This is a genomic window from Streptomyces sp. NPDC093085, from assembly GCF_040683935.1.
Taxonomy (GTDB): domain Bacteria; phylum Actinomycetota; class Actinomycetes; order Streptomycetales; family Streptomycetaceae; genus Streptomyces.
In genome coordinates this window covers 82,272-106,982 of the sequence record NZ_JBFBFB010000007.1, presented here as the reverse complement: position 1 = coordinate 106,982, position 24,711 = coordinate 82,272, and the positions used below count along the sequence as shown (strand labels likewise).

The 24,711-nt window shown below is 71.5% G+C and carries 20 protein-coding genes and 1 tRNA gene; 12 read left to right on the top strand and 9 right to left on the bottom strand.

Annotated elements, in window-relative coordinates:
* Positions 1–171: 171 nt before the first annotated feature.
* The 7 genes from eno to AB0O07_RS21095 all read left to right on the top strand — a co-directional run bounded on the left by eno (position 172) and on the right by AB0O07_RS21095 (position 8,520).
* Positions 172–1,467, top strand: a complete 1,296-nt coding sequence (gene eno / locus AB0O07_RS21125; protein ID WP_365635476.1) for a phosphopyruvate hydratase — start codon at positions 172–174, stop codon at positions 1,465–1,467.
* Positions 1,468–1,729: 262 nt separating this feature from the next.
* Positions 1,730–2,203: a septum formation initiator family protein gene (locus tag AB0O07_RS21120; protein ID WP_365635474.1), complete on the top strand. Its 474-nt coding sequence runs from the start codon at positions 1,730–1,732 to the stop codon at positions 2,201–2,203.
* A 142-nt stretch (positions 2,204–2,345) separates the two neighbouring features.
* Complete coding sequence (locus tag AB0O07_RS21115) at positions 2,346–2,900, top strand: DUF501 domain-containing protein (RefSeq protein ID WP_365635472.1); 555 nt, start codon at positions 2,346–2,348, stop codon at positions 2,898–2,900.
* Positions 2,897–3,880 carry a Ppx/GppA phosphatase family protein gene (locus AB0O07_RS21110; protein ID WP_365635470.1) on the top strand — a complete coding sequence of 328 codons (984 nt, stop codon included), beginning with the start codon at positions 2,897–2,899 and terminating at the stop codon, positions 3,878–3,880. Before AB0O07_RS21115 ends, AB0O07_RS21110 begins: the two co-directional genes overlap by 4 nt.
* A 320-nt stretch (positions 3,881–4,200) precedes the next feature.
* Positions 4,201–4,986 carry a trypsin-like serine protease gene (locus tag AB0O07_RS21105; protein ID WP_365635468.1) on the top strand — a complete coding sequence of 262 codons (786 nt, stop codon included), beginning with the start codon at positions 4,201–4,203 and terminating at the stop codon, positions 4,984–4,986.
* Positions 4,987–5,341: 355 nt separating this feature from the next.
* Positions 5,342–6,736 carry an NAD(P)/FAD-dependent oxidoreductase gene (locus tag AB0O07_RS21100; protein ID WP_365635466.1) on the top strand — a complete coding sequence of 465 codons (1,395 nt, stop codon included), beginning with the start codon at positions 5,342–5,344 and terminating at the stop codon, positions 6,734–6,736.
* Positions 6,737–7,185: 449 nt separating this feature from the next.
* Positions 7,186–8,520, top strand: a complete 1,335-nt coding sequence (locus AB0O07_RS21095; protein ID WP_365635788.1) for a cyclopropane-fatty-acyl-phospholipid synthase family protein — start codon at positions 7,186–7,188, stop codon at positions 8,518–8,520.
* A 71-nt stretch (positions 8,521–8,591) separates the two neighbouring features.
* Here the strand turns inward: AB0O07_RS21095 and AB0O07_RS21090 are convergent, their stop codons facing one another.
* Both AB0O07_RS21090 and AB0O07_RS21085 read right to left on the bottom strand, forming a co-directional pair.
* On the bottom strand, positions 8,592–11,135 hold the full coding sequence (locus AB0O07_RS21090) for an FtsX-like permease family protein (protein ID WP_365635465.1): 2,544 nt from the start codon (positions 11,133–11,135) through the stop codon (positions 8,592–8,594).
* Between the two features lie 188 nt (positions 11,136–11,323).
* A complete protein-coding gene (locus AB0O07_RS21085; protein WP_365635462.1) occupies positions 11,324–12,094 on the bottom strand; it encodes an ABC transporter ATP-binding protein in 771 nt (256 codons plus the stop codon).
* Between the two features lie 500 nt (positions 12,095–12,594).
* Between AB0O07_RS21085 and AB0O07_RS21080 the strand changes: the two genes are divergently transcribed.
* Both AB0O07_RS21080 and AB0O07_RS21075 read left to right on the top strand, forming a co-directional pair.
* Positions 12,595–12,677 (top strand) — tRNA-Leu (locus tag AB0O07_RS21080).
* A 597-nt stretch (positions 12,678–13,274) separates the two neighbouring features.
* A complete protein-coding gene (locus AB0O07_RS21075; RefSeq protein WP_365635460.1) occupies positions 13,275–14,147 on the top strand; it encodes a Bax inhibitor-1/YccA family protein in 873 nt (290 codons plus the stop codon).
* 128 nt (positions 14,148–14,275) lie between these two features.
* Here the strand turns inward: AB0O07_RS21075 and AB0O07_RS21070 are convergent, their stop codons facing one another.
* Positions 14,276–14,506, bottom strand: coding sequence for a DUF4287 domain-containing protein (locus tag AB0O07_RS21070; protein ID WP_365635458.1), 231 nt, complete (start codon positions 14,504–14,506; stop codon positions 14,276–14,278).
* Positions 14,507–14,673: 167 nt separating this feature from the next.
* Between AB0O07_RS21070 and AB0O07_RS21065 the strand changes: the two genes are divergently transcribed.
* Complete coding sequence (locus AB0O07_RS21065) at positions 14,674–14,994, top strand: hypothetical protein (protein WP_365635457.1); 321 nt, start codon at positions 14,674–14,676, stop codon at positions 14,992–14,994.
* Positions 14,995–15,030: 36 nt separating this feature from the next.
* Here the strand turns inward: AB0O07_RS21065 and AB0O07_RS21060 are convergent, their stop codons facing one another.
* From AB0O07_RS21060 to AB0O07_RS21050, 3 genes are all read right to left on the bottom strand, one after another.
* Entirely contained in the window at positions 15,031–15,966 is a 936-nt protein-coding gene (locus AB0O07_RS21060) for a hypothetical protein (protein WP_365635455.1), read from the bottom strand.
* A gap of 284 nt (positions 15,967–16,250) precedes the next feature.
* Positions 16,251–17,471, bottom strand: coding sequence for an acetyl-CoA C-acetyltransferase (locus tag AB0O07_RS21055; RefSeq protein ID WP_365635454.1), 1,221 nt, complete (start codon positions 17,469–17,471; stop codon positions 16,251–16,253).
* 147 nt (positions 17,472–17,618) lie between these two features.
* Positions 17,619–18,665 carry an SGNH/GDSL hydrolase family protein gene (locus AB0O07_RS21050; RefSeq protein WP_365635786.1) on the bottom strand — a complete coding sequence of 349 codons (1,047 nt, stop codon included), beginning with the start codon at positions 18,663–18,665 and terminating at the stop codon, positions 17,619–17,621.
* A gap of 143 nt (positions 18,666–18,808) precedes the next feature.
* On the opposite strand from AB0O07_RS21050, the gene AB0O07_RS21045 reads away from it, so the two are divergent.
* Complete coding sequence (locus AB0O07_RS21045; protein WP_365635452.1) at positions 18,809–20,230, top strand: cystathionine beta-synthase; 1,422 nt, start codon at positions 18,809–18,811, stop codon at positions 20,228–20,230.
* A gap of 319 nt (positions 20,231–20,549) precedes the next feature.
* Here the strand turns inward: AB0O07_RS21045 and AB0O07_RS21040 are convergent, their stop codons facing one another.
* On the bottom strand, positions 20,550–20,975 hold the full coding sequence (locus AB0O07_RS21040) for a hypothetical protein (RefSeq protein WP_365635450.1): 426 nt from the start codon (positions 20,973–20,975) through the stop codon (positions 20,550–20,552).
* Between the two features lie 206 nt (positions 20,976–21,181).
* Between AB0O07_RS21040 and AB0O07_RS21035 the strand changes: the two genes are divergently transcribed.
* Entirely contained in the window at positions 21,182–22,825 is a 1,644-nt protein-coding gene (locus AB0O07_RS21035) for an IS200/IS605 family accessory protein TnpB-related protein (RefSeq protein WP_365635448.1), read from the top strand.
* Here the strand turns inward: AB0O07_RS21035 and AB0O07_RS21030 are convergent.
* Together AB0O07_RS21030 and AB0O07_RS21025 are read right to left on the bottom strand one after the other, a co-directional pair.
* Positions 22,806–23,438, bottom strand: coding sequence for an ABC transporter permease (locus AB0O07_RS21030; RefSeq protein ID WP_365635446.1), 633 nt, complete (start codon positions 23,436–23,438; stop codon positions 22,806–22,808). The two genes, AB0O07_RS21035 and AB0O07_RS21030, sit on opposite strands and share 20 nt — an antisense overlap.
* Entirely contained in the window at positions 23,435–24,706 is a 1,272-nt protein-coding gene (locus AB0O07_RS21025) for an ABC transporter ATP-binding protein (RefSeq protein WP_365635444.1), read from the bottom strand. Before AB0O07_RS21025 ends, AB0O07_RS21030 begins: the two co-directional genes overlap by 4 nt.
* Positions 24,707–24,711: the final 5 nt, after the last annotated feature.

Sequence of the window (24,711 nt, the reverse complement as noted above, 5' to 3'; positions counted from 1 at the left end):
CCGGACGTGCCGGGCCGGGCCCCACCGGGGAGACGCCGCATCGCGGGCCTGTCCGGACGACAGGCCCGCGTCTTACGGGGCGGGCACGGGCTGGTCCACCGCCCGGAGCCGGTTAGGCTCATGGCGCAAGGCCAAAGAGACCCTGCACCACGCGTCACATCCCAGAAGGAGATGCTCGTGCCGTCCATCGACGTCGTCGTAGCCCGGGAAATCCTGGACTCCCGAGGCAACCCCACGGTCGAGGTCGAGGTCGGCCTCGACGACGGCAGCACCGGCCGTGCTGCCGTTCCCTCCGGTGCCTCCACCGGTGCGTTCGAGGCCGTAGAACTCCGTGACGGGGACGCCGGCCGCTACCTGGGCAAGGGAGTGGAGAAGGCCGTCCTCGCCGTCATCGAACAGATCGGCCCCGAGCTGGTCGGGTACGACGCCACCGAGCAGCGCCTGATCGACCAGGCGATGATCGACCTGGACGCCACGGAGAACAAGGGCTCGCTCGGCGCCAACGCCATCCTCGGCGTCTCGCTCGCCGTCGCGCACGCCGCCTCCGAGGCCTCCGACCTCCCGCTCTTCCGCTACCTGGGCGGCCCGAACGCGCACCTGCTGCCCGTTCCGATGATGAACATCCTGAACGGCGGCTCGCACGCCGACTCGAATGTCGACATCCAGGAGTTCATGATCGCACCGATCGGCGCGGAGTCCTTCTCCGAGGCGCTGCGCTGGGGCGCCGAGGTCTACCACACGCTGAAGAAGGTCCTGAAGCAGAAGGGCCTCTCCACCGGACTGGGCGACGAGGGCGGCTTCGCGCCGAACCTGGAGTCCAACCGCGCCGCGCTCGACCTCATCCTCGAAGCGATCAACGAGGCGGGGTACGTCCCCGGCCGTGACATCGCGCTCGCGCTCGACGTCGCCGCGTCCGAGTTCTACAAGGACGGCTCCTACGAGTTCGAGGGCAAGACGCGCTCGGCCGCCGAGATGACCGAGTACTACGAGGAGCTGGTCGCCTCCTACCCGCTCGTCTCCATCGAGGACCCGCTCTTCGAGGACGACTGGGACGGCTGGAAGATCATCACCGACAAGCTGGGCGCCAAGGTCCAGATCGTCGGCGACGACCTCTTCGTCACCAACCCCGAGCGCCTCGCCCGGGGCATCGAGGAGGGCTCGGCCAACGCGCTGCTCGTCAAGGTCAACCAGATCGGCTCGCTCACCGAGACCCTGGACGCGGTCGAGCTGGCCCAGCGCAACGGCTTCAAGTGCATGATGTCCCACCGCTCCGGCGAGACCGAGGACGTCACCATCGCCGACCTCGCGGTGGCCGTGAACTGCGGCCAGATCAAGACCGGCGCCCCGGCCCGCTCGGACCGCGTCGCCAAGTACAACCAGCTCCTGCGCATCGAGGAGATCCTCGACGACGCGGCGGTGTACGCGGGCCGCAGCGCCTTCCCGCGGTTTCGCTCTGCGAACAATTAAGAGGATGCGCTCTGCGAACGATTAAGAGGATGCGCTCCGCGAACAACTAAGGGGATGCGTTCCGCATAACTCCGCGTAACCCGGAGGCGTGCGGCGTCCGTCCCCCTCGTCCTGGCGGCCCGTCCGCCCGTCGTCCGTACGTCCCCGGCCGCGGTCCCGTACCGTATCCGGGGACGTCCGTACGAGAGGGACGTGCCGCCCGTACGAGAAGTACATACGTACGGGCGGGATACGACCGGACACGAGACAGCGGAGGCGGGCCATGGCCGGGAACCGGGACCGGTTCTCCACCTCGACCAGGCTGCGGCTGCTCGGCGAGCAGACCGCCGCCCGGGTCTACCGCTCGCAGAACCGCCGCCAGGACCGCCGCTCCCGGCTCACCGGCCGGGCGGCCTTCCTCGCGCTGGTCGTCTGCACCCTGGTGGTGGCGCTGGCGTATCCGATGCGGGAGTACGTCTCCCAGCGGAACCAGATCGCCGAGCAGGAGCGGCTGAGCCAGGAGGCCCAGCGCCGGGTGGAGGAGTTGCGCGACGAGAAGGCGCGGCTCCAGGACGACGCGTACATCGAGCGGCTGGCCCGCGAGCACCTGCACTATCTGCGGCCCGGGGAGACGGGTTTCACCGTCATCGACCCGGAGGCGGCGGAGGAGCGGCGCGCCGAGCAGGGCGCGGCGGACCGGCCCTGGTACTCGAACGTCCTGGACGGTGTGGACGAGGCGGACCGCCCCGAGCGCTGACGCGCCCCCGCACGCCCCCCGGTGCCCCGTGCGCCGGTACGCCGACACGCCCCGCGCCCTCTCTGGCAGACTCCAGTACGACGATCTACCACCCTCCACGACCATTCCGTACGACGGTACGACCGGCAGAACCAAGGCAGGCATGAGAACGCCCCCTCCGCAGACCGCACGCACCGAGCCCACCGAGGCGGATGTCGCCGCCTTCAAGGAACAGCTCGGCCGCCCGCCGCGCGGCCTGCGCGCCATCGCGCACCGCTGTCCGTGCGGGCAGCCGGACGTGGTCGAGACCGCCCCGCGCCTCCCCGACGGCACGCCCTTCCCGACGACGTACTACCTGACCTGCCCGCGCGCGGCCTCGGCCATCGGCACGCTGGAGGCGAACGGCGTCATGAAGGAGATGACCGAGCGCCTCGCGACCGACCCCGAGCTGGCCGCCGCGTACCGGGCCGCGCACGAGGACTATCTCGCCCGGCGCGACGCCATCGAGGTGCTGGAGGGCTTCCCCAGCGCGGGCGGCATGCCGGACCGGGTGAAGTGCCTGCATGTCCTGGTCGGCCACGCGCTGGCGGCCGGGCCCGGGGTGAACCCGCTGGGTGACGAGGCGCTGGCGATGCTCCCGGAGTGGTGGGCGAAGGGCCCCTGTGTCTCCCCGTGCGCGGACCGGGCCGCCGAGGCGTCGGAAGGAAATCCGTCATGACCAGGGTCGCGGCCATCGACTGCGGTACGAACTCCATCCGGCTGCTCGTCGCCGACGTCGACCCGGAGAGCGGCGAACTGGTCGACCTGGACCGGCGGATGACCATCGTCCGGCTCGGCCAGGGCGTCGACCGTACCGGCCGGCTCGCCCCGGAGGCGCTGGAACGTACGTTCGCGGCGTGCCGGGAGTACGCGCAGGTCATCGCCGGGCACGGCGCGCGGGCGGTCCGCTTCGTGGCCACCTCCGCGACGCGCGACGCGGAGAACCGCGAGGTGTTCGTGCGCGGGGTCGCGGAGATCCTGGGCGTGGAGCCCGAGGTGATCACCGGCGACCAGGAGGCGGCGTTCTCCTTCACCGGCGCGACGAAGGAACTGGCCGGGCAGGACAGCTACCTGGTCGTGGACATCGGCGGCGGCTCCACGGAGTTCGTGGTCGGGGACGACCGGGTGCGTGCCGCGCGGTCGGTGGACATCGGCTGCGTACGGCTGACCGAGCGTCATCTGGTACGGGAGGACGGCGTCCTGGATCCGCCGACGCCCGCCGCGATCGCCACGGTCCGCGCCGACATCGAGGCCGCGCTCGACCTGGCGGAGGAGACCGTTCCGCTCCGCGAGCCCCGCACCCTGGTCGGCCTGGCCGGCTCGGTGACGACGGTGGCCGCGATCGCGCTCGGCCTGCGGGGGTACGACTCGGCGGCCATCCACCGCTCCCGGATCCCGTACGAGAAGGTCAAGGAGATCACCGGCCACCTCCTCGCCGCCACCCACGCGGAACGCGCCGGGATCCCCGTCATCCACCCCGGCCGCGTCGACGTCATCGGCGCCGGCGCCCTCGTCCTCCTCGCCATCATGGAACGCACCGGCGCCCAGGAGGTCGTCGTCAGCGAACACGACATCCTGGACGGGATCGCCTACCAGGCGGCGGACACGGCGGACACGGCGGACCCGGCGGACCCGGCGGACCCGGCGGACCCGGCCTGAGCCGGTCGGGGCCGGTCGGGGCCGGTCCGGTCCGGCCCCCGGATGTTGCTGTAGTTCTCTGTGGACACCCCTGTGATCCGCGTGAAAGCATTACCCTCCCTTCACCTGGAGTTTGCCGGGTGGACGGCTTTTCCGGGGGGAATTCCGGGCTCATTCGGAGGCCTGGCCGTGCTGCGCGAAAACCCCGCCGGAATGTCATGAACGTGCCGAATCCCGCGGTCCGGCGGTGAACCGGGACCGGGGGAAAGTCCGGCGTTTCATCGAACGCCATCACAGGGGGTAGACACGTGCGCGCGAAATTCCTTCGTATATCCGGTCTCATGCTGGGGGCCGTCCTGGCCTTCGGGGCGAGCGCGGGGCCGGCGGTCGCCGAGGAGGCGGTGGCCGAGGAGGGCACCGTAGGGGCCGCTCCGGACAGGGTGGTCCCGGGCGATGACGACGGGCCCATCGAGGCGCAGATCGTCGGCGGGACGAATGCCACCTCGTCGGCGGGGATGGCCGCGGTTCTCCTCGACGGCTCCTTCATCTGCTCCGGATCCATCGTCGACAACCGGTGGGTGCTGACGGCGAAGCACTGCGCCGTGACGGAGGCCGGGAGCAAGATCGCGGCCAGCCGGCTCTCGGTGCGGGTCAAGAGCCTGGACCGGACCACCGGGGGCGGTGTCGTCAACGTCTCCCTGACGAAGGTCCGGACGAACAACGACATCGCGATGATGAAGCTCACGCGGTCGGCGAACGCGGAGCCGGTCCGCATGGCCTCCGCCAACCCGGTCCTGCACGCCACCACCTACGCCTTCGGCTGGGGGCGCACCTGCGTCAACTGTGCCGCGTCCACCCATCTGAAGCGGGCGGTGCTGACCTACAACGGCATACAGAAGGACGCCTGGGGCGGAATGGCGCTCTCGGTCGTCAACACCGGCGGGACGGGCAGCGGCAGCCCCTGCTTCGGCGATTCGGGCGGCCCGCTCTTCAAGCTGGTGGACGGGAAGCGCTACCAGGTGGGTGTGCTCTCCAACGGCGACCCGGTGTGCGGGGGCCGGGGCGACAACTACGCCAGCGTGCCCCACAGCAAGGAGTGGATCGAGAAGGTGATGGCGGACTTCTGACCCCGGCGGCGACCCCCGCCCGGAAAAGTTCGTGAACTTCTTCACAAGGAAAACGTCCCTGCTGGGCGCCGTACCCGGCGTCCAGCAGGCGCTGTCAGGAGCGCGGGCCCGGTGCGCCCTTGTACCGGGCTGGGGCGGGGTGGGGGCGGCGGCTGGAAGTGGGTGGCCGGATCGGGGGGTTGAGCGGGGCTGCGGGCCTGCTCACGAGGGGTGGGCAACGTTCAAACCCCGCCTCGGGTTCCCCGCGTACGACATGACCTCGGTCACGTGGGCGGCGGAGTGTAGCACAAGGGGGGTCGCACCTTGTGAAGGGGCTCACGAGCACCCCCTGGGAGGGGGGTGGATACTCGATGCCATGAGCACCACGGAGCGTCCCAGGATCCTCGTTGTAGGCGGTGGGTACGTAGGCCTGTACGCAGCTCGTCGCATTCTGAAGAAGATGCGGTACGGGGAGGCGACCGTCACGGTCGTCGACCCGCGGTCGTACATGACGTACCAGCCCTTCCTCCCCGAAGCCGCCGCCGGCAGCATTTCGCCTCGGCATGTCGTCGTCCCGCTGCGACGCGTGCTGCCCAAGGCTGAGGTGCTCACCGGCCGAGTCACGACCATCGACCAGGACCGCAAGGTCGCCACGGTCGCGCCGCTCGTCGGCGAGTCGTACGAGCTGCCCTTCGACTACCTCGTCATCGCGCTCGGCGCGGTCTCCCGCACCTTCCCGATCCCCGGTCTCGCCGACCAGGGCATCGGCATGAAGGGCATCGAGGAGGCCATCGGGCTCCGCAACCACGTTCTCGAACAGCTCGACAAGGCCGACTCGACCACCGACGAGGAGGTCCGCCGCAAGGCGCTGACCTTCGTCTTCGTGGGCGGCGGCTTCGCCGGTGCGGAGACCGTCGGCGAGGTCGAGGACCTGGCGCGCGACGCGGCCAAGTACTACACGAACGTCAAGCGCGAGGACATGCGCTTCCTGCTCGTGGACGTCGCCGACAAGATCCTCCCCGAGGTCGGCCCGAAGCTGGGCACCTGGGGCAAGGAGCACCTGGAGGGCCGGGGCGTCGAGGTCTACCTCAAGACCGGCATGGACTCCTGCGTCGACGGCCACGTCGTGCTCAACAACGGCCTTGAGGTCGACTCCAACACCATCGTGTGGACGGCCGGCGTCAAGCCCAACCCGGCGCTCGCCCGCTTCGGTCTCCCGCTCGGCCCCCGCGGCCACGTGGACACCAACGAGAAGCTCCAGGTCCAGGGCACCGACTACATCTGGGCCGCCGGCGACAACGCCCAGGTCCCGGATGTCGTCGGCCGCAAGGCCGGCAACCCGAACGCCTGGTGCCCGCCCAACGCCCAGCACGCGCTGCGCCAGGCCAAGGTCCTCGGCGACAACGTCATCTCGGGCATGCGCGGCTTCCCGCAGGGCGAGTACAGCCACAGCAACAAGGGCGCGGTCGCGGGTCTCGGGGTCCACAAGGGCGTCGCGATGATCGTCATGGGCAAGATGAAGATCAAGCTCAAGGGCCGGCTCGCCTGGTACATGCACCGTGGCTACCACGGCCTGGCCATGCCGACCTGGAACCGGAAGATCCGGGTCTTCGCCGACTGGACGCTCGCGATGTTCCTCAAGCGCGAGGTCGTCTCGCTCGGCGCCATGGAGACGCCGCGCGAGGAGTTCTACGAGGCCGCGAAGCCCGCCCCGGCGCCCGCCGCCGCCTCGGCCGCGCCCGCCGCGCCCGAGAAGGCCAAGGCCTCCTAGGGCCGTACCGGAACACCGGGCCGTACCGGAACACCGGCAAGGAAAGGGCCGTCCGCCATCCGTGGTGCGGACGGCCCTTCCGCGCGCCCGCGTACGGGCCTGACGGGTACGGGCTACGGCGGCGGGGCGGCCCCCGGTGCGCGCCCGCGCCGTACGGCTGCCGTCGCTCCGACGGACCAGCGGGGGGCCGGTTCCGGGATCGCCCGGATCCCCGGGGCGGCCGGTCCGGATCTCTCCGGCGGCGGTCCCGGCGGCGGTCCCGGCGGCGGTGCCGGGGGCGGTCCGGGACGCGGTGCCGGGGGCCGGCGCGCGGCACCGATCCGGCAAAGTGCGTGGTGGATACAGCAATTTTGCTGTCTCATTGCCCGCGTCCGGGACTGCATCCCCACCCCAGCGGTGTTTACGTGGTGTTGAGCATGTCGGTTGTTCACACCACGGAGGTGTACGCCATGGCCGACGCCGCGTTGCGGCTGACCACGCTTGCCCACGAGCTGCTGGGGGCCCCGCTCCCGGTCCGTATCCGTGCCTGGGACGGCAGCGAAGCAGGTCCCCCCGGCGCGCCCACCCTCGTCATCCGGCACCGCCGGGCCCTCCGCCGCCTCCTCTGGAAGCCCGGGGAGCTGGGGCTCGCCCGCGCCTGGGTGGCCGGGGAGATCGACGTGGACGGCGACCTGTACGCCGCGCTCGAACAGCTCGCCGGCCTCATCTGGGAGCACGGCCCGGAGACCGGGGAGAAGGCCGCCGCACACCCCGTACTCGACCCCCGGCTGCGCGCCGCCGCCCGCGGCCTCGTCGAGATCGCGGGGCCCTGGCCGCCGCCCGCCCCGCCCGCCGAGGAGATCCGGCGCAGGCGCGGCCCGGTGCACACCAAGCGCCGCGACAAGCAGGCCATCAGCCACCACTACGACGTCGGCAACGACTTCTACGCCCTCGTCCTCGGCCCCTCCATGGTCTACTCCTGCGCCTACTGGGACGAGGGGCGCGAAGGCCCCCTGGGGAGGCCGGGGGAGGGCTTCACCCTCGAAGACGCCCAGCGCGACAAGCTCGACCTGATCTGCCGCAAGCTCGCCCTCCAGGAGGGCGACCGGCTCCTCGACGTCGGCTGCGGCTGGGGCTCCATGGCGATCCACGCGGCCCGCGGGTACGGCGCCCGGGTCACCGGCGTCACCCTCTCCCGGGAGCAGGCCGCCTTCGCCCGCAAGCGCATCGCGGAGGAGGGGCTGACGGACCGGATCGAGATCCGGGTCCAGGACTACCGGGACGTCAGGGACGGCCCGTACGACGCGATCTCCTCCATCGGGATGGCCGAACACGTGGGCGCGGTCCGGTACCGCGAGTACGCCGACGACCTCTTCGCCCTGCTCAGGCCGGGCGGCCGGCTGCTGAACCACCAGATCGCCCGGCGCCCCGAGCCCGACGAGGAGCACTACCGCGTCGACGACTTCATCGACGCGTACGTCTTCCCCGACGGCGAACTCGCGCCGCTCGGCCGCACCGTCTCCACCCTGGAGGAGGCGGGCTTCGAGGCCCGGGACGTCGAGTCGATCCGGGAGCACTACGCGCTGACCCTGCGCCGCTGGGTGGCCAATCTGGAGGAGCACTGGGCGGAGGCGGTACGGGCCACCTCGGCCGGACGGGCCCGGGTCTGGCGCCTCTACATGGCGGCGTCCGCCCTCTCGTTCGAGCGCAACCGGATCGGCGTCAACCAGATCCTGGCCGTCCGGCCCCGCGAGAGCGGCGGATCCGGAATGCCGCTGCGGGCCCGCCTCTGGGGCACGGCCTGACGTACCGGAGCACGTCGGAGGGCCGGACCCCGCCGGGCCCGGCCCTCCGCTTCATCCGACGATCCGACCGGCTACTCGGTCTTGATCGCCGTCAGCATGTTGAGCTTCGCCGCGCTGCGCGCCGGCCACAGGGCGGCCAGGACGCCCACCAGACCGGCGAGCACCAGGAAGATCCCGACCCGGTCCCACGGGATGACCAGGGAGTAGTCCGGGATACTCGCCTTGATCGTCTCGCCGATCGCCCAGGCGAGGAAGGTGCCGAGGCCGATCCCGATCACCGCGCCGAAGAGCGAGATCACCACGGCCTCCAGCCGGATCATCCGCTTCACCCGGGGCCGGTCCAGACCGATTGCCCGCAGCATGCCGATCTCCTGCTGGCGCTCGAACACCGACATGGCGAGGGTGTTGATGACACCGAGGACCGCGATGATCAGGGCCATCGCGAGCAGGCCGTAGAGGATGTTCAGCATCGTGTTGATCACGCCGGTGTACTCGTTGCGGATGTCCTCCTGGTTCATCACCTTGATCGCCGGGCTCTTGCCCAGGGCGTCCACGAGCGCCTGCCGCTGGCTGTCGTCGGCCGTGGTGGTCTTCACCCACACCTGGCTGATCCACGGGTTCTCGTTGTGCGCGTCCGTCAGACGCGTGGAGATCAGGACCGGCTCGATGAGCTCGTCGGCGCCCTCGAAGATCGCGCCGATCTTCAGGTCCTGCGACTTCTGGTCGCTGTACTTGAAGGTGACGGTCTGGCCGAGCTTCCACCCGTTTTCCTTGGCCTTCTCCTCGGAGACCGCGATCGCGTCCCCGGACAGCGAGTCCAGCGAGCCGGAGACCGTGGTGACGTCGAAGACCTTTTCGAAGTCCCCGGGGACGACCCCCGAGGCCGACTCCCAGCCGTCCTTCCACTCCAGGCCGACGGAGACCCGCGGGGAGATCGCGGTGACGCCCTTCGCCTTCTTCAGCTCGGTCAGGACGCTCGGGTCGAGTCCCTCGTAGCTCGCCATGGAGACGACGTAGTCGGCCTTGACGTGGTCCGTGGTCATCTTGTCGACGGCGTGGCCGACCGTGACCCCGAGCACCGAGAGGCCGGTGACGAGGGTGAGCCCGATGGCGAGCGCGGAGGCGGTCGCTCCGGTACGCCGGGGGTTGCGGACCGCGTTCTGGGCGGCCAGCTTGCCCGACACCCCGAAGGCCCCGACCAGCGCCGGCCGCAGCAGGGCGATGACCGGCCGGGAGAGCAGCGGGATCAGCACGATGATGCCGATCATCGCGAAGAACGCGCCGGCGGCGATCAGCAGGCGCCCGTCGTCGCCCTGGGACGCGCCGCCCATGATCCCGGCGGCGCCGATCAGGGTGAGGACGGCGCCGATGGAGTTCCGTACGACGAGCGACTTGGTGGTGGCGACGGCGTGCACGGAGCTCATCGCGGCCACCGGCGCGATCTTCGCGGCCCGGCGGGCGGGCAGCCAGGCGGCGAACACGGTGATCAGCACACCGACGGCGAAGGCGGCGCCGATCGCGGTCGGGGAGACGATCAGCGGACCGCCGGGGATCTTGGCGCCGAACGAGCCCATCAGCGACCGCAGTCCGACCGCCAGGCCGAGTCCGAGGACGAAGCCGATCACCGAGGCGATGAGCCCGACGATCGCCGCCTCGATCAGCACCGAGCGCTTGACCTGCCGGCGGGAGGCGCCCACGGCGCGCAGCAGGGCCAGCTCCTTGGTGCGCTGGGCGACCAGCATGGTGAAGGTGTTGGAGATGAGGAAGACACCGACGAAGAGCGCGATGGCGGCGAAGGCCAGCAGCATCTGGTTGAGGTTCTTCATGGACGCTTCGATGTCCTTGGCCTGCTGCTCGGCCAGGGCCTTGCCGGACTGCGCCTCGGCGTTCTCCGGGATGATCTTCTCGACCTGGGAGAGGAGCGCGGACTCGGAGGTGCCGGCGGTGCTCCGGACGGTGGCGTCGGAGAAGTAGCCGGGCTCCAGGTAGAGCTTCTGGGCGGTCGGGGTGTCGAAGAGGACCAGGCTGCCGCCCGCGTTGACGCCGCCGTCCTCGGTGGTGAAGATCCCGGCGAGGGTGTACTCCTTCACCGGCCCGTTGGTCGCCACCCGTACGGTGTCGCCGACCTGGTAATCGCCCTTGGCGGCGGAGGACTCGTCGAGCGCGATCTCCCCGTTCTTCACCGGGCCCGAGCCCTTGGTGAAGGTGTACGCGGGGTCCTTGCCGTCCTTGCCGGCGGCGAAGTTGGAGCCCCGGTTGGACCAGCCGTCGCCGATCAGGTTGCCCTCGGTGTCGGCGACCCCGGCGAAGCCCTGGACGCGTCCGGTGACGGCGGTGACCCCGTCGAGCGCGGAGATGCGGTCCATGACCGCCGGGCCGAGACCGGCGCCGAGCTTGCGCTCGTCCTGGTCGCTGCTGTCGCGGTAGTCGGAGGAGGTGATGGAGACGGCGACGTCCTTGTAGCTCTTCGCGTACTGGTTGCGGAAGGCGTTGCCGAGGGTGTCGGTGAAGATCAGGGTGCCGGAGACGAAGGCGACGCCGAGCATGACGGCGAGGACGGTCATCAGCAGCCTGGCCTTGTGCGCGAGCACCGTGCGCAGGGCTGTACGGAACATGGTGGAAGTCCTGGTGGGAGGGAGAGGCCGAGCGGAACAGGGCAGGGCGGGGCGGGGCGGGGCGATACGGGCCGGGCCGTACGGGCCGGGGCGCGGTGGTACGGCGGTACGGGCCGGGGCGCGGTGGTACGGCGGTACGGGCCGAGGCGCGGTGGTACGGCGGTACGGGCCGGGGTGCGGCCGTACGGTCAGCTCGTACGGCCCTTGGCGTCGAACGCCTTCATCCGGTCCAGCACCCCGTCGGCGGTGGGCCCGAACATCTCGTCGACGATGCGGCCGTCGGCGAGGAAGATCACCCGGTCCGCGTAGGACGCGGCCGCCGGGTCGTGCGTGACCATGACCACGGTCTGGCCCATCTCGCGCACGGAGTTCCGCAGGAAGCCCAGCACCTCGGCGCCGGAGCGCGAGTCCAGGTTCCCGGTCGGCTCGTCACCGAAGATGATCTCGGGCCGGGAGGCGAGCGCGCGGGCGACCGCGACGCGCTGCTGCTGGCCGCCGGAGAGCTGCGCGGGCCGGTGGCCGAGCCGGTCGGAGAGGCCGATCAACGAGATGACCTGGTCCAGCCACTGCTGGTCGGGCTTGCGGCCGGCGATGTCCATGGGGAGCGTGATGTTCTCCAGGGCCGTCAGCGTCGGCAGCAGGTTGAACGCCTGGAAGATGAAGCCGATCTTGTCCCGGCGCAACTTCGTGAGCTGCTTGTCCTTGAGGGTGGACAGCTCCGTCTCGCCTATCCGGACCGAGCCGCTGCTGAAGGTGTCGAGACCGGCCACGCAGTGCATCAGCGTCGACTTGCCGGAGCCGGAGGGGCCCATGATCGCGGTGAACTCGCCCTGACCGAATTCGACGGAGACATGGTCGAGCGCGACCACTTGGGTCTCGCCCGCTCCGTAGACCTTCGAGAGATCGGCGGCGCGGGCCGCCACCGCGGTGGCACGGTGGACGAGCGGGGTGGTGGTCACGGAAGAACTCCTGTCGGTACGCGACGAGAACAGAGCCGGGGCGGAAGGGGGGAAGGGCGCGCCCTCTCCCCGGGGGTGCTCCACCATCCTGGTCTCCGGCCACCCCCCGTCGCGTCCCTCCCGATAACCGTTCCCGGGGCCCTCTGTGGTCGGACCGGCGCCTCCTCCCCTCCTCCTCGGGGATGACACCCGCCCCCGGCGGCGCCAGCGCGGAGGATGACCCGGGGTGCTCCGGCGCACGTCCGGCGCGCGTGCGGGGCGCGTCCGGCGTGTGTCCGAAACGGTGGCTGTGACGCCTCCGTGACGGGGCGACGACTTTTCGTCATTCTCGTGTGCCTCGGTACGAGATGACCACCCGCGCCCGGCATGTGCCGATGGCTCGTTACATGTGCTGACGCACCCTCAGACGTCAATAAAATAAGACAACATCGGGTAGGCGCTCGGCTGTTCGAGTGGTGTGCCCGGATAGGCTCCTGTGCCAACGCGGCGTCGCGCGCCCTGCCCGGATGGTGGAATGCAGACACGGCGAGCTTAAACCTCGCTGCCCCTCGGGGGCGTGCCGGTTCAAGTCCGGCTCCGGGCACATCGTGCGCCACCCGCGCTCACCACGGGAAACGGCGGGCCCCCGGCCCGGCCCGCCGGCCGCTCGACGGTACGGCGGCGCGGTGCCGCCGGGGATCCCCGGGCGCGCCGTCAGGAGCCCCTCAGGGCCGGGATCCGACACATCGTCACCTCCGGCCGCCGGGACCCCTCCCGAAGGCCCCTGGAGCCCGCCCCGCGCCCCCTCAAGCTCTGTACGCCGACGGGGCCGGGAGGGCCGCCTTGGCTTCATTGCCGAGGGGGTCGTCAACGTCCAGGACCCGACGGGTTTCCGGGGGCGCCAGGAGCGTGCCGGGGGTCGTGCGGCGGGTGAGCGCGCGCCGTCCGTGCTTCCATGGGGGCGCCCGCGCGGGGCGATCCTTTTCGGCCAGAGGGCGATGGGGCGGATGGGATGGGGTGCACTCTCTCCGCGACCCCTCCCCGTGGTCCCCTTTGGGGTATTTGTGCTTGATGGTGATGTGTGACACGTACGAGGGGCGCCCCGATTTAACGAAAGATCCTCCTGGAGCACTAGGGCGTAGTCTTTGCTGTCCCATTACTCTTGACGCAAGGCCGCGCTGGGTGGCCATGGAGGAGTGAGATGAGGAGCAGCAACCCGGTCTTCTCGCGACGGGGCTTCAGCCGCGACAACGGCCACGCGGGCTTCAACGCGGGGCCGCAGGCCGGGGGCCCCGCCGTAGGAACCAACCCCTACGCGACGAACCCGTACGCGACCAACCCCTACGCGCAGGGCGCCCCGGCCGGCACCCCGCAGGCACCGCCGCAGTCCGGTGCCATGACGATCGACGACGTCGTCACCCGCACGGGTATGACCCTGGGCACGGTCGTGCTCGCGGCGGTGCTCTCCTGGGTCCTGCTGCCGGTCGACCCGGCGAACGTGTCGACGTCCTTCGGCATCGCCATCGGCGCCGCGATCGTCGCCCTGGTCCTGTCGCTGGTGCAGTCGTTCAAGCGCAAGCCGTCGCCCGCGCTGATCCTGGCGTACGCGGCGTTCGAGGGTGTCTTCCTCGGCGTGATCAGCAGCGCCGCGAGCACGTTCATCGCCCCCGGCGTGGTGATCCAGGCGGTCATGGGCACGATGGCGGTCTTCGCCGGTGTGCTCTTCGCGTACAAGATGCGCTGGATCCGCGTCACACGCCGCTTCTACGGCTTCGTGATGGCCGCCGCCATGGGCTTCATGCTCCTCATGGTCGCCAACATGCTCTTCAGCGTCTTCGGCGGCGGTGACGGCCTCGGCTTCCGCAGCGGCGGCCTCGGCATCCTGTTCGGTGTCATCGGCATCATCCTCGGCGCGTGCTTCCTGGCGCTCGACTTCAAGCAGGTCGAGGACGGCATCACGTACGGCGCGCCGCGCGAGGAGTCCTGGCTGGCGGCGTTCGGCCTGACGATGACGCTGGTCTGGATCTACCTGGAGATGCTGCGGCTCTTCTCGATCCTGAGCGGCAACGACTAGCAGGACGGCGTCCGGCGGACAGCCGGACAGCGCTCGCGCGCGTGACGCGCGGCGGCCGGATCGGAGGGGTCCGCGGGCTTACCGCCCGCGGACCCCTCCGTCGTTGCCGTGACGGGCCGGCCGCGGGGTCAGGCGAAGCGGCGCGCGGCGCGCCTCAGGTCGTACTCGTGGACGATCGCCTTGGCGTGTCCGTACGCGAGGTCGTGCTCGCTCCGCAGCCAGCTCACCTTCTCCTCGAACCGGGCGAGGGACGGGCCGTCTTCGACGGTGCGGAGCCAGTCGGAGATCTCACGACCGGTGCAATGGGGGATACGGGCGAGCAGATTGCGATGGGTCTCTTCGGAGAAGACAAGGGACATCGGCGCCTCCGGACGCTCTGCGCTTACCTGGGTCCTGGTCCTTCTGGACGGGTCCTTTCGGTCCTTCTGGGTCCTTTACGCCCACCGTGCCCGAGCCCGGAGCCGTTGGCAAGGGCTCCAGGACCGCCGGTGGCCACGGTGCCCGGCGGCCGCGTAGGGTCGGCCGGGTGCTCGATACGACCCCGCTGACCGCCGCCGTGGACCGCTTCGCCGACCGCCTCAGGGCCGCCCCGCAGAGCCGCCTCCAGCGCGGCGCCGCGGCCCGCGCGCTGGACCTGGCCAGGGAGTTGTCCGTACGGGCGCAGCGCCTGGAGGACCCCGGGGCCGAGGTGCGGACCATGCCGGACGCCGGCCTCTTCGCCGTCGCCGATCAGCTCACCGTCGCCGCGGCGGACTTGGCCGAGGCACTGCGAACGGCCCCGTCCCAGGCGGAGCTGGACGAGGCCGTACGCGAGGTGGGCGATGCGGTCTCCGAGGCGGCGCTCTGAGCGGTGCCGCCCGCGCGGAGGCCGGGAGGGGCGCCGTCAGAGCGAGGCTATGACCCGGTCCGCGAGGATATAAACATGCTCGGCGCCCGTGGTGTCGTCGGGCCGGAAGCGGTCGCCGCCACAGGCGAACGTCAGCGAGTACGCACCCGAGACGCCCGACCCGCCCAGCAGGAACGGCGCCTCTCCCTCGCGCAGCGCCGCCGAGAGCCGCTCGGCGGTCTCGCGGTGACCCGGGGTCATGCAGAGCGTCGTACCGTCCGCGAACACATAGACGTCGAGCGTGCCCAGCGGGCCAGGGCGCACATCGGCCAGCGCGGTCCGCGCCCTGGCCAGCTCCTCCAGCCGGGCCACCGTCCGCTCGTGGTCGGTGACGACCGGGGTCTGCACGGGCACGAAGTCCGGGTGCGAGGGGTGGCGCCGGCGGGCGGCGGCCAGCTCGGGGGAGTCCTCGGCGAACTCGACGGTCCCGGTGTGGTCCGGGTAGCCGGTGAGGTCGTCGAACGCCTCCGTGGCGTCCAGGTCGAGAGACTCCAGGGCTTCCAGAGAGTCCAGGGAGTCCAGCGACTCCAGTGATTCGAGGCCGGCGAAGTCCATCTGGCGCGGCACGTAGAACGGGGTCTCCTCGGCGCCGAACCCGGGCAGACCGCCCAGCATCGACGGCGCGTCCGCCGCGTCCCTGGCCTCCTGCGCGGCCCAGAAGGCACGCGCCTCGGCCAGCTCGCGCTCCCGCTCCTCGGCGAGCGCCTCGGCGACGGCGGCACGGATGACGTCGGTGTCGGCCACCAGCTCGGCGCCGGCGGCGCTTCTGGCCTGCGGGACGGCGGCGAGCAGGCCGCCCGGGTGTGCCGTGGCCAGTTCGCCGCGGAGGGCGCTGACCTGCCGGCGCAGCGAGTGAGCGGCGTGCAGGGCAGCGACGCCCACGGCCGTGGCGGTGGCCGTGGTCAGCAGCAGGGCAAGAGACAAGGTGCTCACTGACTACTCCCGTTCCGATCGATACCCCCGACTTCCTACCTCAGCTTGTCGTGGGCCAGTGGCGCCCGGCAGTGCATTACGTCATGAAATGGACGGGTCTTTTGTCCTTACGTACCGCCGGTACACCGTCCTGACCAGGGCAAACGAAACTCCCCCGGGCATAGGTCACATCCTGGGGGAGATTCAGTCACGACTGGGGATCGAGAGGCTTCGTATCCGATTTTCCGAACAACGCAGGCACGGTGCGTGATCGAATCGGCTCGGCTCTCAGCTCAGCTCGGCTCTCAGCTCAGCCGCTCGATCACCATCGCCATGCCCTGCCCGCCCCCCACGCACATCGTCTCCAGGCCGAACTGCTTGTCGTGGAACTGGAGGCTGTTGATCAGCGTGCCCGTGATCCGCGCGCCGGTCATGCCGAAGGGGTGGCCCACGGCGATCGCGCCGCCGTTGACGTTCAGTTTCTCCAGCGGGATCTCCAGGTCCCGGTAGGAGGGGATGACCTGGGCGGCGAACGCCTCGTTGATCTCGAACAGGTCGATGTCGCCGACCGTGAGCCCGGCGCGGGAGAGCGCCTGCCGGGAGGCCTCGACCGGGCCGTACCCCATGATCTCCGGCGAGAGGCCGGTGACGCCGGTGGAGACGATCCGGGCCAGCGGGGTCAGCCCCAGCTCGCGCGCCTTGGTGTCCGACATGATCACGAGCGCGGCGGCGCCGTCGTTGAGCGGACAGCAGTTGCCGGCCGTGACGCGCCCGTCGGGCCGGAACACCGGCTTCAGCCCCCGCACGCCCTCCAGGGTGACCCCCGGGCGCGGCCCGTCGTCGGCGCTGACGACCGTGCCGTCCGGCGTGGTGACGGGGGTGATCTCGCGGGCCCAGAAGCCGTTCTTCAGGGCCTCCTCCGCGAGGTTCTGCGACCGTACGCCGAACGCGTCCATGTCCTCGCGGGTGACGCCCTTGAACCGGGCCAGGTTCTCGGCGGTCTGCCCCATCGCGATGTACGCGTCTGGTACGAGGCCGTCCTCACGCGGGTCGTGCCACTCCGCGCCCTCGCTCCCGGCGACGGCGGCCGTCCGCTCCTCGGCGTCCGCGAAGAGCGGGTTGTGCGTGCCCGGCTGCCCGTCGGAGGAGCCGTTGACCGAACGGGAGACCATCTCCACGCCCGCCGAGACGAAGACATCGCCCTCCCCCGCCTTGATGGCGTGCAGCGCCATCCGGGAGGTCTGGAGCGACGAGGAGCAGTAGCGGGTGATCGTGCACCCCGGCAGGTGGTCCATGCCGAGCTGGACGGCGACGATACGGCCCAGGTTGTGGCCCTGCTCGCCGCCCGGCAGCCCGCACCCCAGCATCAGGTCGTCGATGTCGCGCGGATCCAGCTCGGGGATCTTGTCGAGCGCGGCGCGGATGATCGTGGCGGTCAGGTCGTCGGGCCGCAGCTCCTTGAGCGAGCCCTTGAAGGCCCGCCCGATCGGGGAGCGGGCGGCAGAGACGATCACGGCTTCGGGCATCACGGCTCCTGGGGCGCGGGAAGGGGAGGGCTGGGGCTGGGGGACCGGGGTGGGACTCACTGGGAAGTTACCCGCACGTATTGTCCGCGTCACCCGGCCCGGCGTGTGACGCGGACCTCTTTTCCAAGCGCTTGCTCAGCGCCCCGGCTATGCCTCGTGGCCCACCCCGTGCGCCTCCGCCGCGCTCGCGTCCCCGGGGGTCGCCTCGTCGGGCGTCGGCAGCGGGTGGCGCCGGCGCCGGTGCTTGAGCAGCGCCCAGGGCGCCCGTACGCCGGTGACCTCGGAGCCCGCCCGGGAGGCCGCCGCCGAGGCCGCCTTCGCCACCGGCAGCATGTCCTCGTCGCGCGAGGCGTCGAGGTGGTCCGTCTCCGGCCAGAGGCCGAGCGCGGCGCAGAGCGTGGGCAGCACCGCCATCGCGGCCGTCGCGTACCCCTCGGCCGACGGGTGGTAGTTGTCCGGGCCGAAGAGCTCGCGCGGATTCGCCGCGAACTCGGGGCCCAGCAGATCGCCCAGGGAGACCGTACGGCCGCCCTGCTCGACCGCCACGATCGTCTGCGCGGCGGCGAGCTGGCGGCTGGCGCGCCGGGCCAGCCAGCGCAGCGGCTGGTAGACCGGCTCGATGGTGCCCAGGTCGGGGCAGGTCCCGACGACCACCTCGGCCCCGGCGGTACGGAGCCGCCGCACTGCGGCGGCCAGGCACCGTACGGACTCGGTCGCCGGCATCCGGTGCGTCACGTCGTTCGCGCCGATCATGATCACGCAGACGTCCGGTGGCCGCTCCCGGCCCCAGCCGACGCCCGCGCCGGTCGCCGCCCCCGTCCCCGTCAGGAGCTGGGTCACCTGGCGCTCCAGGTCGTCGGAGCGCGCCCCCGGCAGCGCCACGTTCCGCATGTCCACGGGGCGCTCGGCGACCGCCGCGAGCCCCGAGGCCAGCAGCGCGCCCGGGGTCTGCCCCGCGCGCCGTACCCCCTGCCCCGCCGCCGTGGAGTCGCCCAGTATCCCCAGCCGCAGCGGCGTGTGGCCGAACGCCAGCCCGTACCAGCCGTCGGCGCTCGGCGGTACGGGCGCCCGCCCGCCGCCCACCGACCGCTTCGCGAGCTGGACCTCCGCCAGCACCACCCCGATACCCGCCGCTCCCAGCAGGCCGATGGATCCGCCGCCGTAGGCCGCGCCGGCCGCGATCCTCCGTGCCACCCTCGCCCTCGACACCTGCGAGCCTCCTCGTCGTCTTGCGCACGAGTACGTACACCACCAACTTGCCCCGTCGGGACCGTCGCCCAATCTCGCTCGCGGACGCATACGCTGGCCGGACCATCACGGAGATCCCGGAGACTACGGTGCAATTCCACGAATCGATGATCAGCCTGGTAGGGAACACCCCGCTGCTGAAGCTGACCAGCGTGACCCAAGGCATTCAGGCGACGGTCCTGGCCAAGGTCGAATACTTCAACCCCGGAGGCTCGGTCAAGGACCGGATCGCCCTGCGCATGATCGAGGCGGCCGAGGAGAGCGGCGAGCTGCGGCCCGGCGGCACCATCGTCGAGCCGACCAGCGGAAACACGGGCGTCGGACTCGCCATCGTGGCCCAGCGCAAGGGGTACCGGTGCGTTTTCGTCTGCCCCGACAAGGTCTCCACGGACAAGATCAACGTGCTGCGCGCCTACGGTGCCGAGGTCGTCGTCTGCCCCACGGCGGTCGACCCGGAGCACCCCGACTCGTACTACAACGTCTCCGACCGGCTGGTCCGTGAGACCCCGGGGGCCTGGAAGCCGGACCAGTACAGCAACCCGAACAACCCGCGCTCGCACTACGAGACCACCGGGCCCGAGATCTGGGACCAGACGGACGGCCGCATCACCCACTTCGTCGCGGGCATCGGCACGGGCGGCACGATCACCGGCACCGGCCGCTATCTGAAGGAGAAGAGCGGCGGGCAGGTCCGGATCGTCGGCGCCGACCCCGAGGGCTCGGTCTACTCGGGCGGCTCCGGGCGCCCGTACCTGGTCGAGGGGGTCGGCGAGGACTTCTGGCCGACCGCCTACGACCCCACGGTCACGGACGAGATCGTCGCCGTCTCCGACAAGGACTCCTTCCAGATGACCCGCCGCCTCGCCAGGGAGGAGGGCCTGCTCGTCGGGGGCTCCTGCGGGATGGCGGTCGTCGCGGCGCTGCGGGTCGCCGAGCGGCTCGGCCCCGACGATGTGGTGGTCGTGCTGCTGCCGGACAGCGGGCGCGGCTATCTCAGCAAGATCTTCAACGACGAGTGGATGAACGACTACGGCTTCCTCGACCACCAGGGCGAGGCGCCCAGCGTCGGGGACGTCCTGCGCCACAAGGAGGGCCCGATCCCCACCCTCGTCCATATGCACCCCGAGGAGACCGTCGGCGAGGCCATCGATGTCCTGCGGGAGTACGGCGTCTCGCAGATGCCCATCGTGAAGCCGGGCGCCGGGCACCCGGATGTGATGGCGGCGGAGGTCATCGGCTCGGTGGTGGAGCGCGAGCTGCTGGACGCGCTCTTCACCCAGCGCGCCTCGCTCGGCGACCCGCTCGACAAGCACATGTCGGCCCCGCTGCCCCAGGTCGGCTCGGGCGAGCCGGTCGGCGACCTGATGGCCGTGCTCGGCGGCACGGCCGGCGCGGACGCGGCGATCGTCCTGGTGGAGGGGAAGCCCACGGGTGTGGTGAGCCGGCAGGACCTGCTCGCCTATCTGGCCAGCGGTTCCGGCGGCGCGGCGGCCACCGCGGTGGACGGCTGACGGCTGACGGCGATGCGGAAGCTCGGGTTCGCGAAAGTGGTACGAGCGCGACACGTCCGCGCAGCACCCGCTTAACACGCCCCCTGCATAGTTACTGATGTCGGCGTCAAGGACCTCCGGAGCGGCTCCCGGACCTCCATGGACGCCCGGACACGCCAACCGGCCCTGACCCGGAGCGTGTCCCTCGCGGGGACCGCCGTCGTCCCGCCCCCCGGTTACGGGGGTGCGGCGGTCCTCGCGACTACCCCTGCCCGGAACCGTCGACCGGATCCCGGCCGAGGCCGCGCCCGGCACCGCGCCCGCTCCCGGGCCCGGGGGCTCACTCCTCCCAGTCGGACTTCTCGCGCCGCCGCCGGGGCACCCCGAGGGCACCGCCCACGGCGTGCACCGCGTTCACCGCGACAATGCCCACCCAGCAGACCACCAGCCCCTTGAACCCCGCGTTGGCCACGGCTATCGCGGTGAGCGGCACGGCGAGGACCAGGGAGACGAGACCGACGCCGTACCGCTCCCAGAACCCGTCCGCGCCCCCCGGCGCCGACGACGGCCTGCCGCCCCGCGCGACGGTCATCTGCTGCTCGGCGAACTGCCGGCGGACCCGGCGGTCGACCTCCGAGTCCAGCCGCTGGTCCACCTTCTCCAGGAACGAGTCGACGAGCGCCGAGTCGTACTCCGCCCCGAGGTCACGGCGGGCCTTGAGGGTGGCGTCGAGATCCTTCTTCAGCTCAGGGTCACGGGCTTCCATACGTATGACGGTACGGACTCGACGGCCCCGGCGGCACTGGGGTTATCCCCCGCTTTTCCCCTACGGGTAGGGCCCCGCCCGGCCCCTGGCCCCGGGCAGTTGGGCTGGGTGGATGACTTTTGGGGCGGTGGTTCGTTGTCCTGTTCGACGCCGGGACACCGGTGGCGTGGCGGAGGTCCGGTCGGGGCAGCGGAGGGGGTGGGGGGATGGCGGGGTTTCGGGTGTTGGCCGGGCCGTTCGTCGTGCCCGGCCCTACGGGTGTCGCGGTGCGTACCCGGTTGCGCCTGTCCGCTTCGGAGGTGCGGGTGCTGGCGGAGGTGGGCGGTTGGCTGGGGTCGTTGGCGTCGGGGGATCTGGCGGTTCGTTGCCGGGATGGTCTGGCTCATGACGCGGGGCATTGGGCGGTGCGTAAGCGGGTGTTGTCGGGGCGGTCGTCGTCGCGGTGGGCCGGGAGCATCACCAAGGCCACCCATGACCAGTGGGCGCTGGCCCGTCGGAGCCAGGCCGCCCACATCCGGGGCCTGGAGGCGGGCATCGCGACCGTGCGTCACCGCCTGTCCCTGCCGGTCGGGGAGAAGGGCACCAGGCATGCGCCGGGTGGTTACCGTTCCCGGCGTGAATGGCACGCCAAGTCCCGCCGCCTGACGGTCCTGGAGGCCCGGTTGGGGCGGGCGGTGGCGGAGTGGCGGGCCGGGCGGGTCCGGGTCGTACGGGGCGGTAAACGTCTCGCGAACGCTCGCCACCACCTCGCGGAGGCCGGTCTCACGGAGGTGGGGTGGCGGGAGCGGTGGGTGGCGGCGCGCCTGTTCCTGTCGGCGGACGGGGAGTCGGGCAAGAGGTACGGCAACGAGACCATCCGTGTCACCCCGAACGGGGAGGTCTCCCTCAAACTTCCCGCGCCACTGGCCCACCTCGCCAACGCCCCGCACGGCCGGTACGTCCTGGCCGAGCCGGTGGTGTTCGCGTACCGGGGTGAGGAGTGGGCCGACCGGGTCACCGCCGACCGGGCTGTGGCTTACACGCTGCACCACGACACCGACCGCGACCGCTGGTACGTGACGGCCGCCTGGCAGCGCACCCCCGCGCCGGTCGTTCCGCTGGGCGCGGCGCTGACGGCAGGGTGTGTCGGGGTGGACATGAACGACGACCACCTTGCCGCCTGGCACCTGGACCCCCACGGCAACCCCGTCGGCGAACCCCGCCGCTTCTTCTACGACCTCACCGGCACCACCGCTCACCGGGACGCCCAGATCCGCCACGCCCTCACCCGCCTCCTCCACTTCACCCGCCGGTGCGGCGTGCGAGCGATCGCGGTCGAAGACCTCGACTTCACCCGGGAGAAGACCCGCGAGAAGCACGGCCGCAGGAAGCGGTTCCGGCGGCTGGTCTCCCGCTTCCCCACCGGACGGCTTCGGGCCCGGCTGGCGTCGATGGCGGCTGAACAGGATATCGCGGTCGTGGCGGTCGACCCGGCCTACACCTCCCGCTGGGGCGCCCAGCACTGGCAGAAACCCCTCACCACCCCGCGACGCACGACCACCCGGCACGATGCCGCGAGCATCGCGATCGGACGACGCGCCCAGGGACACCCGGTCCGGCGACGGACGGCACCGCCCCGCCACCACCAGAGCGATGGTGGCGGGCATCGGACCGCCCAGGCCCCACCGGGCAACCCTGGGCGTGAGGGACCCCGCCCCCGTATCCCCGGACCGCGGACACGATCCGCGCCGCCCGGACACGGACCGAAAGCGGGCAACCAGAACGCCCAACACCGTTCGGAGCGTTCGGCTGAACACGAGCACGAGCCCTGGCAACAGGACCCACTCCCACTCAGTCCTCAGGAACGGTGAGTACGTACTCCACGCCGACCAGCAGCGCGTCCGCCACCAGCGCGAGCAGCAGCGTCAGCACGACGCCGGCCACCACCGGGGTGGGGAAGTTGCGCTGGAAGCCGTCGGTGAAGAGCTGGCCGAGACCGCCGTCACCGATATAGGTGGCCACGCTGACCAGCGAGATCGACATGACCGTCGCGATCCGCACGCCCGCCATGATCACGGGCAGCGCGAGCGGGAGTTCGACGGTGAGGAGGGTACGGAGCGGACGCGTCCCCATCGCCACGGCGGCCTCACGGACCTTGACCGGCACGGAGTCGAGCCCTTCGACCGTGTTCCGCATCAGCACGACCAGCGTGTAGACCGTCAGACCGGTCACGGTGGTGGTCCTGGTCAGCCCGGAGACCGGCAGGAGGAGCACGAAGACCGCGATGGACGGGATCGTGAACAGGACGTTGGAGATCCCGAGCAGCAGGCCGCGCAGCGGGCGCACCCGGTGGGCGAGGACGGCGAGCGGGAGGGAGATCAGCAGCCCGAGGAGCACGGCGGTGAGGGCGGCCTGGAGATGGGAGACGGTGAGGGCGGCGAGATCGTCCGCGTGACCGGAGATCCAGGACCAGTCGACGGTCATACGGCGCCGTCCTCGTCCGTGGGGGTGGCGGCGGTGGCCGGGGCGGCGTTCCCGGCCGGGGCGGCCTTTCGGGTCGGGGCGGCCTTTCCTGCCTGGGTGGCCTTCTCGGGCGGGGTGGCGTTCTCGGCCGTGGCGGCGTTCCCGGCCGGGGTGAGGCCCGACGCCTCCCGGTGGCCGCGCCCCGCGTGCTCGTGGATGTCGTCGCGCGAGGTGACCCCGGTCAGCACGCCCGCCGCGTCGACCCGGGCTATCAGCCCGGTCGGCGAGGCGATCGACTCGTCCAGCGCCGCCAGCAGCGAGTCCGTGTCCCGCAGCGGCCGTACCGGGGTGGTGGCGCGGGGGTCCCCGGCGGCCTCCCCGGCCGTCTTCGCGGTGGCGGCGGCGTCCGGGTCCAGCCACCCCAGCGGCTCGCCCCGCGCGGAGAGGACCAGGTGCGGGCCGCTGCCGCGCGCGGGCGGCGCCGCGTCCTCCCGTACCGTACGGAGCGTCGTGGCGGGCCGGACCGGCACCGCCGCCAGCGTCGTCAGCGAGAGCAGCTTCAGGCCGCGCTCCGCGCCGAGGAAGTCCGCGACGAACGGGTCCGCCGGGCGGGCCAGCAGCTCGGCGGGGGCGGCGCACTGGACCAGGTGGCCGCCGGTACGGAAGACGGCGATCCGGTCCCCGAGCCGTACCGCCTCGTCGATGTCGTGCGTGACGAACGCGATGGTCTTGTTCAGCTCCTGCTGGAGGCGGAGCAGTTCGTCCTGGAGCTGGGTCCGCACCACCGGGTCGACCGCGCCGAACGGCTCGTCCATCAGCAGCACCGGCGGATCGGCGGCGAGCGCCCTGGCCACCCCGACCCGCTGCTGCTGGCCGCCGGAGAGCTGGTGCGGATAGCGCTTGCCCGCGTCGGCGGCGAGCCCCACCGTCTCCAGCAGCTCCGCCGCCCGCGCCCGGGCCTTCCGCCGCCCCCAGCCGAGCAGCAGGGGCACGGTCGCGATGTTGTCGAGGACCGTGCGGTGCGGGAAGAGTCCGGCCTGCTGGATGACGTAACCGATGCCGCGCCGCAGCTCGGCGGCGTCCTGACGGCGGATGTCCCGGCCGCCCAGCGTGATCGTGCCGGAGGTCGGGTCGACCATCCGGTTGATCATGCGGAGGGTGGTGGTCTTGCCGCACCCGGAGGAGCCGACCAGGACGGTGATGCCGCCCTCGGGCAGCTCCAGCGTGAGGTCGTGGACCGCCGTGGTGCCGTTGGGAAAGCGTTTGTTCACCGCGTCGAATGTGATCATCAGAG